8 protein-coding genes are annotated in these 14681 nt (G+C 68.2%); 3 read left to right on the plus strand and 5 right to left on the minus strand.

All coding sequences use genetic code 11. The features are described from left to right. Positions 1-153 precede the first annotated feature (153 nt). Together AAG827_RS07320 and AAG827_RS07325 are read right to left on the minus strand one after the other, a co-directional pair. A complete protein-coding gene (locus tag AAG827_RS07320) occupies positions 154-3030 on the minus strand; it encodes a helicase-related protein (protein ID WP_341925233.1) in 2877 nt (958 codons plus the stop codon). Then, on the minus strand, positions 3030-8231 hold the full coding sequence (locus tag AAG827_RS07325; protein WP_341925234.1) for a DEAD/DEAH box helicase: 5202 nt from the start codon (positions 8229-8231) through the stop codon (positions 3030-3032). The genes AAG827_RS07320 and AAG827_RS07325 overlap by 1 nt, the downstream gene beginning before the upstream one ends. 625 nt (positions 8232-8856) lie before the next feature. Here AAG827_RS07325 and AAG827_RS07330 point away from each other — a divergent pair. Together AAG827_RS07330 and AAG827_RS07335 are read left to right on the plus strand one after the other, a co-directional pair. Further along, complete coding sequence (locus AAG827_RS07330; RefSeq protein ID WP_341925235.1) at positions 8857-9309, plus strand: hypothetical protein; 453 nt, start codon at positions 8857-8859, stop codon at positions 9307-9309. Positions 9310-9459: 150 nt separating this feature from the next. Next, positions 9460-10287 (plus strand): IS5 family transposase, encoded by an 828-nt coding sequence (locus AAG827_RS07335; protein WP_341925236.1) that lies wholly within the window; start codon positions 9460-9462, stop codon positions 10285-10287. 100 nt (positions 10288-10387) lie between these two features. On the opposite strand, the gene AAG827_RS07340 is transcribed toward AAG827_RS07335, so the two are convergent. Next, a complete protein-coding gene (locus tag AAG827_RS07340) occupies positions 10388-11350 on the minus strand; it encodes an aldo/keto reductase (protein WP_341925237.1) in 963 nt (320 codons plus the stop codon). An 826-nt stretch (positions 11351-12176) separates the two neighbouring features. Between AAG827_RS07340 and AAG827_RS07345 the strand changes: the two genes are divergently transcribed. Then, a complete protein-coding gene (locus AAG827_RS07345; protein ID WP_341925238.1) occupies positions 12177-12626 on the plus strand; it encodes a hypothetical protein in 450 nt (149 codons plus the stop codon). On the opposite strand, the gene AAG827_RS07350 is transcribed toward AAG827_RS07345, so the two are convergent. Both AAG827_RS07350 and AAG827_RS07355 read right to left on the minus strand, forming a co-directional pair. Continuing rightward, complete coding sequence (locus AAG827_RS07350; RefSeq protein ID WP_341925239.1) at positions 12623-13927, minus strand: hypothetical protein; 1305 nt, start codon at positions 13925-13927, stop codon at positions 12623-12625. The two genes, AAG827_RS07345 and AAG827_RS07350, sit on opposite strands and share 4 nt — an antisense overlap. Beyond that, positions 13924-14259, minus strand: coding sequence for a hypothetical protein (locus AAG827_RS07355; RefSeq protein WP_341925240.1), 336 nt, complete (start codon positions 14257-14259; stop codon positions 13924-13926). The genes AAG827_RS07350 and AAG827_RS07355 overlap by 4 nt, the downstream gene beginning before the upstream one ends. Positions 14260-14681: the final 422 nt, after the last annotated feature.

Genomic DNA, 14681 nt, shown 5'->3' on the forward strand with positions numbered 1-14681 from the left:
GTGGTGTCTCGGAGCCGAGGTGGTAGTCGTTGCCCTTCAGGCCGTCGAGAGTGCCGGCCAGCACCGCGGTGAGGACGTCATTGGGCAACAAGCCTCCGACGACCCGGATGGCCGTCAGCCTGGCCGTGCTGAGGGTGCCGGCGGGCTGGGTGCTCATGGGGTGCCCCCGGCGGGCATGAGCACCTGCACGCTGAGGACGTCGACGGGTTGTTGGGCGGTGACTGTCAGGCCGCGGCGTGACCGTTCCGCGTCGCGGCCCGTGCCGGCGCGGGCGCGTAGGTGAGCGTCGAGGAGCCGTTGCGCACGGTGCTCGGCCACCTGGGCCAGCACCGGCTGGAGGTCGTCCAGCCCGCGCAGGATGCCGCCCATCCACTGCTGCGCAACCGCGGGAGGAACGTTGCCGGAGGGCTGGGCGCCGACGAGGCGTTCGGCATCCTCGTCGGGCAGCCAAGCGGCGGCCTCCGGTGAGCCCTCAAAGGCAAGGACACAGGCGTCTTCGGCGACCTTCTGCCGAGGCCCGGACGGGGTGGGGAGGGTCAGGTGGAACCGGAGCCGCACCAGTAGCAGCGTCGTGCGGGTGCCGACGGCATCGGTCATCATGACGCCGGCACGACGAGCGGGCCGCTCGTGAGGCGCCACGGTGGGGTCAAGGGCGCTCTCGAGCACGTAGCGGGCGAGCGCCTGCACGGCGGGGTCGGTGCGGGCGATCATGGCGTGGCCGCGGGCGGCAGGTGGGTCGGCGTGGAACGGCAACGGGTCGCGCAGGCCGGACGGGAGGCTGGTGCGGGCGCCGAGAGGCAGTGTGGCCGTGACCGCGGTGAACCCGTCATCGGTGCTGGTGATCGTGGAGCCGAGCGAACTCAGCGACGCGGTGACGAACTGCCGCAGGTCGCCGTGTGATCCGAGGGCTGCCCGGATGTCCTCGACCTGCTGGGCGACCTCCTCTGGCCTGATGGTGTTCTGGGCGAAACGGGCACGGGAGGCCTTCTCCTTCTCGGCGGCCGACGTCCAGGCTCGGTCGAGCTGCGCTGCCTTGGCGTTGAGGTCAAGGTCGAGCATGAGCTGGTCGCGGGACGACTCCCCGCGCAGCAGCAGGCCCTCGGCAAGTGCGTCGATGAGGCCCTGTCCATCGCCAGGGACGGGCACGGCGACGCCGGTGGCCTTTGCGATGGCGCGGTGGCGACGGATGAGGACATCGAGGACGATGCCGTCGATGCCGTTGTCCTCGCCATAGAGCGTGAGCGCGCGAACGATGTCCTTGGGTTGCAGGTAGCGGTCGACGCGGCCTTCCCGCTGTTCGTGCCGTGTTGGGTTCCAGCACAGGTCGTAGTGGACAACCGCCGAGAATCCGTGCTGGAGGTTGACACCCTCAGAAAGGCAGTCGGTGGCGACGAGCACGTGCATGCCGTCGGTGGCGGTGAGCTCGGCGACGCGCCGCTCGCGCTCGGCTGGCGGGAGCTCGCCGGTGACCGCCACGACCGTCACCGGAGCCTTCTTGGTGCCCAGCGTGTCGGTGAGGTGCTCGGCGACGTAGTGGGCGGTGTCGATGAAGCGGCAGAAGACGATGGGGTTGTCACCACCGGCGAGCAGCTTCTTGACCTGCTGGGTGAGACTGCCGATCTTGCGGTCCTGGTCGGGGCCGTGAAGCTCGGAGGCGCGCTTGGCGAAGTCCAGCAGTCGCCGACGCTCAGTGGCGCTGGTGGCGGAGGCAACGTCGTGCCCGTTGTCGGCGTCGGACTCGACGACGGCGCCGGGGGTGGTGTCCATCCCTTCCAGCGACTCCTCGTCGCTCTCGTCGAGGACGGCGGCACGACCGAGGTTGTCGGCCTCGGCGATGGTGGTGGCCTCGCTGTTGGCGGCCCGTGTGCGAAGCGTGGCCTCCGCGGCGCGGGGGCTGGAGGCGAGCGCGCGCAGGAGCGCGAGGACGGACCACCAGCGCACCCGCCCCTTGGCGCTGCCGATGTCCTGCTTGACCTGGTCGCGCGCCCAGGCGAGGACGTCGTCGAAGAGATCGCGGTAGGCCGGCGAGAGGCTGTAGGGGACGTCGAGGGTGAGTCTGTCGCTGGGGAACGGCGTGTCCTCGTCGAGGTAGCGGCGGATGTCGCCGCGCCGGCGCTGGACGAAGTGGCGCGCCAGCAGCTCGCGGCCTCGGGTGCTGACCAGGTCTGCGGTGCCAAGGTCGGGGTGGAGAAGGCCGATGAGGTTGGAGAAGGCTTCTTCGTCACCAGAGTGCGGGGTAGCGGTTGCCAGGATGAGGTGGCGGTTCTGGTCAGCTGCGAGGTCACGCAACAGCTCGTAGCGCTGGTGACGCCCCTTCTGACCCATGCCCGAGCCGGCGACGCTGTTGTGCGCCTCATCGACGATGACCAGCTCGGGGCAGCGAAGCAGGAACTCGTGGCGGCGCCGGTCGGACTTGATGAAGTCCGTCGACACGATGACGTGCGGATAGCGGTCAAAGAGTGATTCGTTCATCATCAGGCCGCGCTCGAGGCCCTTCACGGTGCTTGTCAGCAGCAGCACGGCTTCGATACCGAACTTGGCCGAGAGCTCGCGCTGCCACTGCTCGGCCAGGGCCGGGGAGCACAGCACCGCCATCCGCTGTGCTGAACCCTGGGCAAGGAGCTCGGCGGCGATGAGGCCGGCCTCGATGGTCTTGCCGACGCCGACGTCGTCGGCGATGAGGAGGCGTACGACGTCCTGACGTAGCGCCATGAGCAGTGGGACGTATTGGTAGCTGCGCGGGCTCACCGAGATACCGGCGAGTGAGCGGAACGGACCGGCGCTCGTGGTGAAACCGACGCGCAGCGCGGTGCGCAGCAGGGCAGTTGACGTGCTGTCCCCGAGGTCTTCGAGGGTGGGGGTCGGGAACGTGGCAGCCTCGACGCCCTCGTCAGGAAACACGCCGGCTACGTCGGCGTTGCCGCCGCCAAGGGGTTGGAGAAGCAGGAAGTCGGGCGTCGTGCCCGGCAGGACTACCCACTCCCGGCCGCGGGCTAGGACCAAGCTGCCCACGGCGTGAGTGGTGCTCATCAGGCGGTGCTCCTTCCGCGACCGAAAAGCCACTCGTTCTGGTCGGCGAGGGTGGCCCAGTCGTCGTCGTACCGGAATCTGATCACGAACCATGACGCGTCGGTCAGGCGGGCTTCGGCCTCGCGGTCACGCTGCTGCTGAGTGTCGCTGTCGTGGTGTGGCCCGTCGATGAAAACCGCGACCGGGATGTTGCCGTCGTAGACAAAATCGGGGCGGGCGCGGCAGTCCAGGATGGTGCGCTGGGCGTCGTCGGGGAGACGGCGTCCCGTCGACTGGAGCCAGGTGATGAACCGTGACTCCAGGCTGGAGTCGCCGAGCTTGGTGAGCCAGTCGGCGTGCTCCGCGCGGCGTCGTCCACCGGCGCCTGCCTCGACGCGAGCATCGAGGAGATCGCGCAGGATGTCGACGACGCTGTGCCGATTGATGAGGGTGTGCTCGTACTGGTTGCCGTAGGAGAGGAGGCAGTCGTAGCAGCCGCGCTCGCAACGGACCCGGGCACCGGCGGCGTGCTCGAGGTCAGTCCCGGTCTCGGGGTCGTAGTGGATGATCTCCAGCGCCTTGCGCGCCACGCGCTGGATCGCCTCGGGCTCGTCCACGAGTCGTCGCAAGACGCCGGCGCCGCCTTCGGCCGCTTCGGTGAGCAGCATGCGACCCCGTTCGCCGGTGTCGGGCAGCGCGCGGCTGTCGAGCTCGGAGTCCTCGAGCTGGAACTCGGTCTCGATCGCGCGCTCAAGCGCGGCCCGGAGGGAAACGGCGACCTCGTCGACCAGGTGCGTGGCCGCGCGGAGAACAAGGATGTTGCGGCGATCCTGGACGAAGGGCACGACCTTCTCGCGCTCCTTGACGTCTTGGGCGTCGGGGAGTCCGTCGGTGTCGACCGTGGTGTCGGTGGCTTGCTTGTCGCTGAGCCATCGACCCTCACGAAGGTCGAGCCAGAACCCCCGGTCGTCAGGGTTCTTGCGGCGCCGCCGGCCGACGTTGGTGATCCTCATGTCGGCGGCCTCTGCGTGGGTGAGCTCCAGGATCATGGTGCCGTCGCGCGTCGCCGCAGCGCGGATGCAGTCCGGTGCCCCACCACGGTCGGGGAACCGGTAGGAAACCTCGAGCTCGAAGCCGGAGCGGCGGCGCTCTTCCTCGTCGCTGCTGATGCGCTCGCGGCGGCGGGTGAATACCGTTTGCAGCCGCAGCAGCCCGTACTGGGTTGCGCCTAGACGCTCGCCACAGTTCTCGCACACGTCCGTGCCGACCTGCACCGGGTGGTGGTACCCGCAGCCTGGGCAGCGTTTGGCGATCTCGGTGATCGCACCCCCGCCGCTGGTCTCACCAGGATCGCGGGGCAGCTGGATCCGGGTGACCTCGTAGCGGGCTCCCTCGTGGTAGATCAGGCTGTTTGGTCCAAACTCGGAGATCGCAAGGAACCGCGGCCGCTGGAGGTAGTCGCCGTCATGCTTGCCGCCCCGGCGTGCCGGGATGTAAGCGGCCAGCGGCAACCGCGGGAACGAGTAGCCGGGGAGGAAGCCTTCACTGGCCAAGTAGCGGTAGCTGTAGAAGTCGGTGGCGCCAGCTTCGGAGTCGTCGTTGCGGAGCAGCCGCAGCTGGTTGCGGGCATCGGTGCGTCGCCGCTCGGCGATCGTGCGGTCATACCGGCTTGCTGTCGTGCTGAGCGCGAGCTTGTGTTGCTCATTTGCCTCGGTGAGCGCGGTGCGGTATAGCGTCCGCCACCGGTCGAAGGCGTCATCGAAGGCCTGCGAAGCGCGGGCGACCTGGTCGTGGACCCACGCGTCCGACCACCAGGAAGGATCTCCCCCGTCGAGCTGCCAGGTCTTTCGCAGCCCGGCGAGAACGCGTTCGGCTCGGGTCTGGGCGCGGCGCGCCACGTCGGGCTTGGTCACGGCGCTCCAAAGGTTGGGGAACACCGTGTAGTTGGGGCTGTCGCCGTCGGCGTCCACCAGGGAGGTGATCGAGGACTTCATCGACTCGTTGGTCTCGGCCAGCCAGATGGCGTGCACGTGGGAGCGCACAAGGTCTTCGTTGGTGAGGTCGAGGCGCGGTGCGATCACCGTGCCGGCGACCATCTCGCGGGAGCGGCGGAACCAGTAGCTGTCGTGCGCGTTGCCGGTGGAGCAGTAGGTCAGCACGAGCGCCTGCTGGCCGCTGCGACCGGCCCGGCCGGAGCGCTGGGCGTAGTTGGCCGGGGTGGGCGGCACGTTGCGCAGCGCGACAGCGTTTAGGTCGGAGATGTCGACGCCGAGCTCCATGGTGGGCGAGCAGTAGAGGAGCGGCAGCGCACCCTTGCGGAACTGGCGTTCGCGCTCCAGGCGGTCCTGCTGCGATACCTGCGCGGTGTGCTCACGCGCCAACAGGCCCGCGAAGCCTCGAGCGAGGTCCCGGTACAGCTCGCGGAAGAACGGATTGACCCGGGCGGTCTCCTCTCCGGCGAACGACTTCCGAAGGGGATCACCGGCGCCCGACGTACCGTCGCCGGCGACCCAGCGCAGGGCTCCGGCGTTGATCCTGTATTCGCTTCCGTCGGGGCCCTCGCTCTGCACCAACAGGCCGGCGCGGGTCAGGACCTTGAACATGTCGACGATGACCCGCTCTGAATCCTCGGACTTGAGGGTCCCGTTGTCGGGCAGGCCGGCTACGTCGCGGCGCAGGTACTTGCCGAAAGCGCCCCGACCAGAAACGGCGAGCAGGGCGCGTCGTCCACCTGCCTTGGCAGGGCGCGGGATCGCGACGCCGGCCTCGACCACACGGTCGTCCTCACCCAGGCTCCATGGCTCGATGAGGTGGGCACGGGTGAGGCGCTTGAGGCGCTCGAAGCCGTCCTCCGTGAGGCAGTCGACTGCGATCGCCCGAACGCGGCGCAGCTCGTCGAGCAAGATCTGGCACAGCTCGTGGCGCTGCGCCGGGCTGATCCGATGGAGCAGGTAGGTGCCCTCCCAGGACTCCTCGTCCTCGGCGAGCTCGGGAAGGTCTCGGTAGACGAGCTTGAGCAGGCCGGTCTGCTCGAGGTTGGGCATGGTGACTCGCCAGCCGCGCTGCAGATCGACGTAGAGCTGATACTCCACCGCGGCACGCAGGGCTCGTTCAGCATCCTTCTTCGCACTGAACTTCGCCTCAGGCGCCTGCGCAAAATCGACCATCCGCAGACCGAGGGTGTTCGTGACGACGTCACCCAGCACGTCGTGCGTCAGCCCGGCAGGCCCGGCGTTCACCAGCGCCGCAAACAGGCTGGCGCGCAGTTGCGAGACCTGGACGAAGTCGTTGAAGTGCCCTGCTTGAAGGCTGGCGTCCTGGCGGTTGTCGACGAACGTGAGGAGCTTGCGTGCAGTGGCCGGCAGCTGAGACTCGGGCAGGCTCTTGAGACTGCGAACCAGCGACGCAGACAGCAGCGACACTGCGCTCGAACGACCCTCGGCGTCGAGAGTGGCCAGCTTGCCGAAGTCCTGTCCCCGGACTTGCTCGTAGGAGACACCGCACCGCATGCAGAACGCGAAGGGCGTGGAGACGAACCATGCTTGGAGGCCGGTACGCGTAGCGTCCACTCCACCGTCGGCGCGAAGCCACACCGGCGTCGGCAGGTACTTCTTCTTGCTCTCGATGACCTCGACGCGGTCGGTCTCGGGGTCGGTGACCAGCCATGGCTCGGGGACGCGGTTGATCTCGGTGGCCTTCTCCGGCCAGGGGTAGTCGGAGGAGACGTACAGGTAGCCGGTGACGGCATCGCCCCCGCTGGCATCGGCGTCGCGGCGCGACACGAATTGACTCTCCCCATCGACGGAGGTCCGGGCGACCACGAGGTACTCCTGGCCGCACTCGCGACAGAAGCCCAACGGCAGAAGCGCCTTGTCCGGGTGCCCGGGCACCCGGACCTGGTAGGTGCCGGTGATGTGACGGGTGCTCTCGGGCTCCAGCGACACGTAGACCGTGTCGCCCTTGGAGAGGAACTGATGGAGCCGGAACGCGAAGACCGGCCTCGTGCTGGTCGGGTGCGTGACCGCCGACCCCTCGCGAAGGACGTTGCGGAGCGCCGTCTCGCAGGACGGCTCGTCCAGGCCGGTCTCGTCTGCGAGCGTCTTGGCGGCCTCCGGAAGGGTCGTGGGCGGACGCCGCACCAGCCGATCTTCCCCATCCGCACCCGCTTCGTAGGTCAGTCCGAACGTCGTCTCGATCCAGCTCGTCAGAGGGTCACGCGTGAACGTCTCGAAGAGGCGTTGCTGCTGGCTGACGTTGCCGCGGACCGCGTCGGCCAAGGTGGGGCTGTCGGCGGTGACCTCAGGGGTTGAACGGACGAGCGTCTCCCCCACCACATGCTCCGGGCGGACGTCGGTGCCGAAGAGACGCGTCGCGACGCCGGCCACGACACGAGCTCGCTCCTCGAACGTGCCCTCGCTCGACATGGTGGCACTGGTGCCGATCAGCTGGAGGTCCTCGGCCTCGCACTCGTCGCGGAGGCGTCGGACCAGCATCGCCACGTCGGCGCCCTGGCGACCGCGGTAGGTGTGCAGCTCGTCCAGCGCCAAGAAGCGCAACCCCTGAGCAGCCCTGACCAGCTGGTTGCGCTCGTCCGGACGCGTCAGCACCAGGTCCAGCATCACGTAATTCGTGAGCAGGATGTCCGGCGGGTCGGCGAGGATGCGGCGCCGCTCGTCGGGATTCTCCTGACCTGTGTAGCGGGCAAACGTGACGGGTTCCCCGTCCTCGGGATAGCCGAATCGCAGGAACTTGCGCAGCTCCTCGACCTGGGAGTTGGCCAGTGCGTTCATCGGGTAGACGACGATCGCCTTCACCCCGGGCCGACGGCTACCTCGCTCGGCGTTCTCGCGGAGCACCGCGTCGACGATCGGGACGATGTAGGCAAGCGACTTGCCCGAGCCGGTGCCGGTCGTGAGGACGTAGCTCGCACCTGTCCGGGCGATCTCCACGGCCTGTCGCTGGTGACGATGCAGCACGATCGGGTCGCGACCGGCGTCCTGACGGTCAAGCTTCCGGCGGAAGATGCGTGCGGCCTCAGGGTGTAGCAACCCTTCATCGACGAGCTCAGGGACTGACCCCCCCGTCGCGAATGACGGGTTCAGCCCGACCCATGGGTCGGGCCACTGCACGCCGTCGTCGAACTGCTGGTCGACGAACGCCTTGATGCGCTCATCCCTCACCTCCACGAAGCCCGAGGTGAAAGCGCGGTAGTCCTCGATCACCTGGTCGTGGACCTTGAAGACGTCCATGTCTCCCTCGTCCCACGGGTCACAACCTGCAGGCGTCAACCTACGTCAAGCACCTCATGCAGGCGAGGAATCGGCAAGGGCACGAAGAAGAGTGGGTCGCCATTGCCTGCGAAGAGGAAGAACGGAAACGCCGAGAACAGGCGGAGAACCACATGCTCGCACCGGGCTCGGTGTCCCCGTCGAGAAGCTGCCGGGCGAACTCATGGACCATGTCGCCGCGGGTGCTTGCCGGCAGTAGCAGCCCGCCTGCACCGGCAGCACCGAGCTGGAGCTCGGGGAGCCCGAAAGTGGCAAGGCCGCGGGTGACGGTCTGCTCGCTGCGAGAGTCGTCGGGGTACACAGAGTGCTCCACAAAGAACAGTGGTCCCCGGGCTGACGACATGGTCGACATCTTTCCAGGCTGACCCGCTGCGCTACGGATGTCACCTACCCGCGCAGCCGACCCGATCGTGCACCCGAGGGCGGTCGCGCGCTCATCCCACGCATGACGTTCAGACCCTGTGGTGTCGCCACGCGACGCCCATTGCATGGCGGCTACCTCCGGGCACCGTGATCAAGGAGCACACCTACGCCAACCCCGTCAGATCAGAGGAGCCCCATGAAACTCAACGCCGCGGCTCGGCCCAGCTGGAACGAGGGCTGGGCCCACATCGGGTCCGAAGACATGCTCGCCGCGAAAGCCCTCATCGAACTCTCCGGTGACCTCGCGTCCGACGCCGTCGTTTGGCTCGGCTACCAGCAATTTCCGGTCTACGCCTCCGAAGCCTGGGACGCCGAGCGCATCGGAACCCGGCGGGGTGATCCTATCTTCTTGTACGAAGAGTGGATCGCGGACGTAGACGCCGCGGGTCGCGGGTGGTGCTCATCCGCGGACCGCTTGTTCCACATCGTCGCAGCGCTGCTCGACCCCGAGCGCACCCTCAACCTGCGCGCGACCCTCGGCTACGGCGTGGGGTCGTTGGAGACAGACGTTTGGCGCATCCTCACCGAATGGGGCACTGGTGGGAACAACCGCGACCGAGCCGGACGCCTCAGCGTGGTGCATCGCTGAGGGCGTCACCAGGGACCCGTCGGAGCGGTCGGCAAGCACCACCCGAGACCGGCGGGGGCAAGAACCCGCCGGGGTCCATCTTCACCGGCTTCGGGACTCACTGGGTGTGTCCCTATTGGCTGGGCGCGTCGCACAGGCACCGTGCGGCGCATGCCGTACCCCAGTGACCTGGCCGATGAGCAGTGGAACCTGCTGGAGCCTGTCTTCAACGCGCCGGGCAAGCGGGGCCGCAGGCACGCCGATGATCTCCGGAGCGTGGTGGACGCGATGCTCTACATCGCACAGACCGGCTGCCAGTGGCGCTATCTCCCAGAGTCGTTCGGACCATGGACCCGGGTCTGGTCGCAGTTCCGCCGCTGGTCACGCAACGGGACCTGGGCGCAGGCCCTGACGGTGCTCCATGCCGCCGCGCGCCAACATGACGGAAGGACGGAGCAGACGCCCTCGACGGTCGTCATCGACACCCACCTGGCCCGCGGCGCCTCCAACGGCGGGTACACGTTCCACGACCGAGGCGACCCCTACGGCCGCACCAAGGGCGCGAAGCGAGTCGTGGCCGTCGACGTGACCGGCCTACCGGTGGCCGCGCTGGTGGTGCCCGCCTCGACCCACGAGAACCGGGCCAGCGACCTGATGCTTGAGCACCTGACCCAGCAGGGCGTCGCGGGCCGGCTCGAGCTCGTCTTGGTGAACCGCGGGGTCACTGCGGCCGCCGCGGGGGACCTCAGTCGGGAGCACGACCTCGAGGTCCGCCGGGTCGGGTGGGACGACAAGCAGCCGGTCTTCCGCCCCATTCGGCACGCCTGGCGCGTCGAGGTCGCCCACGGGCGCCTGGGGCGTTCCCGCCGGTTGGCGAAGTCGTTCGAGAACACGACCACCTCGGCGACAGGCTGGCTGCACGTCGCCTGCATCGCCACGACGTTGCGCCACCTCTCCCGTGAACGAACACGGCGACTCCCGGGCGACCTCGCGGCGTGAGCACGCTCGTGCGGACCGCACTCATCGCGGCATGAGCGTGCGTTTGATCGGTGTTCTCTCACCACGTCGGCGTGTGAGCGGCTCTGAAGAACCCCCAGGGCTAGGTGAGCCCGTCGGATGCAATGTCGAGACGGGTGATCTGCGCTTCATCCAGCGTGACCGCCGGTGCTGCCAGAAGGTCGTCGAGTTGCGCACCGGAGGTGGCAGACACGAGCGGTGCTGTCACGGTCGGGCTCTGCATCAGCCAGGCCAGAGCGATGGCGGCGGCCGTGACGTTGTGCTCCTGGGCAATCGCGTCGATGGTGTCGAGCAGTCCCAGTCCCTCGGGTGTGATCAGAGGTCGAACGCCGCCGCCTCTGGCTCGGTCCTCGGTGTCGGCCTCGGTGCGGTACTTCCCCGACAGGAATCCGCCACCGAGAGCCCGGTAGGGAAGCACCGCGAGACCGGCCTCGCTCGCGAGCGGAGCCAACTCCGTCTCGAACGGCTTCCGATGCACCAAACTGTAGTGCGGCTGAAGTGCCACGGGCACGGCCAGGCCGTTGGCGTTGGCCGTGTCGATCCACTCACAGACGGCATCGGCGGTGAAGTTCGATAGCCCGATGGCCCGGATCTTGCCGACCCGAACAAGGGCATCGAACGCCTCCGCCGTCTCCTCGATCGGCGTCTCGTCGTCCTGATAGTGCGCGAAGTACAGGTCGATGTAGTTGGTGCCGAGTCGACGCAGCGACTCTTCGGCGGCAGCAGCCACCTGCGACGCGGACAATCCATCGAAGGGCGGGAGGTTGCCGCACTTCGTTGTCACCACAACCTGGGCACGGTTGTTCCGGGCCCGCATCCAATCGCCAAGGATGACTTCCGACGCGCCGTCGGAGTAGGTGTCGGCGGTGTCAACCAGAACACCTCCGGCTTCGGCGAACTCGTCCAGAACACGATGAGATGCGGCAGCGTCTGTGGTGCGCCCGAACGTGTTGGTCCCGAGTCCAATCGGCACTGCAAGGTCGTCACCCCACCGGCTGCCGGGTGCGCGGTCGATAGGGCGGCCTGCCGCGTCGAGTCGGGTCACGAGTGTCCTCCTAGATGGCTCACGAAGAACGAAGCCAAGCACAGACCACCGACACCAGCCGATGCTTCGGAGTGCGCTGTCATCGGCAGATCCGGTAACTGGCGTCGCCAATAGGGACACACCCAGTCAGACGCCGGCCCTGTCGGCAGCCCTTGACACCCTCGGCTCATGGCAGGCGGCATGGGGAAACGGGGCAGCAACGCCCCATCTCGGACCGCCTCACCCCCGCGCCGACCACACCCCGCCCGACGTCAGGCACTGCTGGCCACCACGCGCCACGACAGGCTTCCCGCGCTGCTCCTCGAGTGGCACAGCATCGACGGCGAGTGGCGAGGGCATGTTGTCCACCCGGTCCAGGACGACCAGGGGTGGGTCGTCGTCAGGGAGCGGAGCCCGCCGGCATTCTCGACCCCTTCGAGGCCAGGTAACGGACGCATCGGTGTCTTGATGTACGGGTCATCTCGCCCGCGCAAGGCGGCGCGCATCTCGTTCGCGGCTTCGCCGCACCCTCACCGGTAGGGACTGTAGGCGGTCCCGGATGCGCCCGTCGAGCGCGGCGGCGAACACGAATCTCTGAACGGTGGGCTTGTGCACCGGTGTCCACATTGCACTGTGGCCGGAGACACCGCGACGACGCCCCACCAGTCGTGGCGCCCTCGACTGATGGGAGACCCTCCGATAGGGCAGATGGCGGGGCTGGCTTCACCCGAACCGGGCGGGGTGCCTCAGCCCACCCCAGGGGTGATTGCGCGGATCCATCCCTGCGGCACAGGTGTAGCCACGCAGCGAGATCGCCGCGAAGACAACGAGTGCTTGGAGAAGCGACATGAACGACCTGACGACCACCCCCACGTCCGACGCGCCGATCACGCTGGCGGTGCAGATCGACCAGCGGCGTGCCCAGCTGCTGTGGCAGAACGCGTCACCTGTTGCTGGATTCGATCTGGCAGACAGGTTCGAGCTGGTCGACAGCGACGACTGCTCCGTCCTGCACGAGGCCGCGGCGTGGGTCGACGGGATGGTGATGTGGTGCGAGGGCACCCTCGAGGCCATCATGCTGACGGCCTACGAGGACGAGCAACGGGTTCACAGCCCACCTTCTGTGGGACCTGACCTGCGGGTCGGACTGGTCCAGCGGCTACGCAGTCCTCACGTCACGTCCCGCCGGCTTCTGATCCGGCACCTGGGTCCGCGCGGATCCAGCAGAGCGCCCGCAATCGGAGGTGGGGAGGAGCGCGTCGCGCTCCTCCCCACCGTTCACGGGTGCACCCCCTAGGGGTGCAGCAAGGTGATTCCCTCGGTCAGGGTGTCCCTCACCTTCTGCTGTGTGTCTCGCCCGAGGGCGATTAGCTTCTCGAGTGCCTTGTGCGCCTGGACGGCGAGACGACCGACCTCGTCGAGCTGGCTGATATCGGCTAGGGCGAGCTCGAAACGCGCCTCGACCTGAGCCAAGTCGACCTCACTGTCGTCGTCCTGCCTGACCTTGAGGAAGGCCACCTGCTCGCGCAGCAACAGGTAGATCAGCGAGACCGTCTCAGGGTTCTCGGCAGACACCACGTAGGCGGTATTGCCGACGCGGAGGAACGCGCCGCCCCCGGGGACCTGCGTGTTCGTGGGGACGACCACGAGTCCGCCGCCGGCGTCGCGCACGCGGCAGCCGTCCTCGATCTCCTGGAGGTGTGCCTTGGCGCTCAGATTCCGTGTTCTGGCTTTCGCCTCCACGACGATCCGGACCTGGCGTCCGTGGCCAGTGATGGCCGGCGACAGCGTGGCGAGGCCGTCGCCAGTGCGACGTGTGGTGCCGCCGACTCCGGGCTGTGCGCCGGTGCGCTCGAAGAAATCTCCGGCCGCTGTGACGATGTCCTGACAAAGGGCCATCGCCTCGTCCTCGTTGGTCGCGCCGATCGCGCGGCTGCTCTTGGCACCGGCAGACTTGGCCACCTGGGCGGCCTCGACCAGGCTTCGCACTAGTGCGAGCTGTTCGCCGAGCTCTCGGCGGGTGCCGTTGAGCTCGTCCAGCAGGTCCTGGCGGAGCATGCGCACCGGACCCTCATGGTCCAGGCTCAGCGCAGCCCTGACGGACTCCGAGTGCCGCGCCAGAGCTGTAGTCAGCTCCTGAAGTCCGGCGCTCTGCACCGTGCGGGCGGCCTCGACCACGCTGGCCTTGACGCTGCCTGCTTGTCCGGCGAGGGCGGCCTCGACCTGCGCGGGCAGGTTCTCCAGGACGGAGCTGGCTGTGCGGGCGACAGCCTCCTCGCCGGCGTGTAGCCGGGTCAGGGTCTGGTCAAGGCTGGCCAGAGCTGCTTCTGACTTGGCGTCCACGCGGTCGGCGAATGTGTCGAGGGTCCGGGTGAGCGACCCGGTGTCGATCCCGGCCGTGCCCATGGACAACGCGACGAGTCCCACGGGAAGCGCGCGGCGCACAAGGTCAGCCGCGGCCTCGGGGCCATGCTCGGACAGTTGGCTTCGGACGAAGGACGCTGCCTCGCCGTGGGTGACGGTGAGGTCATGGATGACCAGGGTCTCCCCGGTCACGCTCACCGGGCCGGAGCCGGTGGGAATGTGGGCGACGCTCACAGCGCACCCCCGATGGCAGCAGGCAGCGGCAGGTCGGTCGGCAGGCCCAGGCGGGCCTTGCGGCAGATCAGGCACGTCTCCGGGGGTGTCTCGGCGACGTGGATGAGCGTCGACTCCCAGACCCAGAGCTCCGTCAGAAGAGCGTCGCTGTCGGGCACACGGTCGGTGAGCGTGTCCTCGACCTGGAGCTGCAGGTTGCGCAGCGACTCCTCGTCGCCGCTTCGGTGGGCGGCCGCGGACGCGGCGCGCTGAGTGAGGTCGACCCACAGTCGCAGGAGACGAGATGCCTCCGGGTCGTGGGGCGGGTTGGGGTTGGCAGCCCGTGCGAGCACGGGCAGCGGCTGGTTTGTTGGTGTCACGGGGACCCTCCAGCGGGTGTCGACCGCAGCAGTAGGGGCCGACTGCCCCCACCGTCAGCGGGGGCTCTGTTGTGGCCCACTTCGACCGTTCGGCGCCGCTCCCTCGAACGCAACCCGCCGGTCCAGATCACTGACACGTTGCGCAGGGAGCTGATTGCGCTCCGGATCGCGACGCGGACCTTCTGATCCCGCCGCACAAGCGGAACCGAATCAGTCCACGACCACCAAGGAAACCCTGTGAACACTCTGAATCGCCCCGGGTCTGATGGAGGCTCTCAATCCATGGAGGATGAGAGTCATGGCAGCACCCAGGAAGTACGGCGACGAGCTGCGTGAGCGCGCAACCCGGATGGCCGTCGAGTTGAGGCGTGATCCTGCAACGAGGTCTGGCGCGA

Source organism: Nocardioides psychrotolerans, from assembly GCF_943371775.1.
In the GTDB taxonomy this organism is placed as follows: Bacteria; Actinomycetota; Actinomycetes; order Propionibacteriales; family Nocardioidaceae; genus Nocardioides; species Nocardioides psychrotolerans_A.

Excerpts from the sequence above, each read along its gene's own strand:
- AAG827_RS07335 (WP_341925236.1), top strand. The coding sequence starts at position 9,460 with ATGCCGTACCCCAGTGACCTGGCCGATGAGCAGTGGAACCTGCTGGAG.
- AAG827_RS07345 (WP_341925238.1), top strand. The coding sequence starts at position 12,177 with ATGAACGACCTGACGACCACCCCCACGTCCGACGCGCCGATCACGCTG.
- AAG827_RS07330 (WP_341925235.1), top strand. The coding sequence starts at position 8,857 with ATGAAACTCAACGCCGCGGCTCGGCCCAGCTGGAACGAGGGCTGGGCC.
- AAG827_RS07320 (WP_341925233.1), bottom strand. The coding sequence starts at position 3,030 with ATGAGCACCACTCACGCCGTGGGCAGCTTGGTCCTAGCCCGCGGCCGG.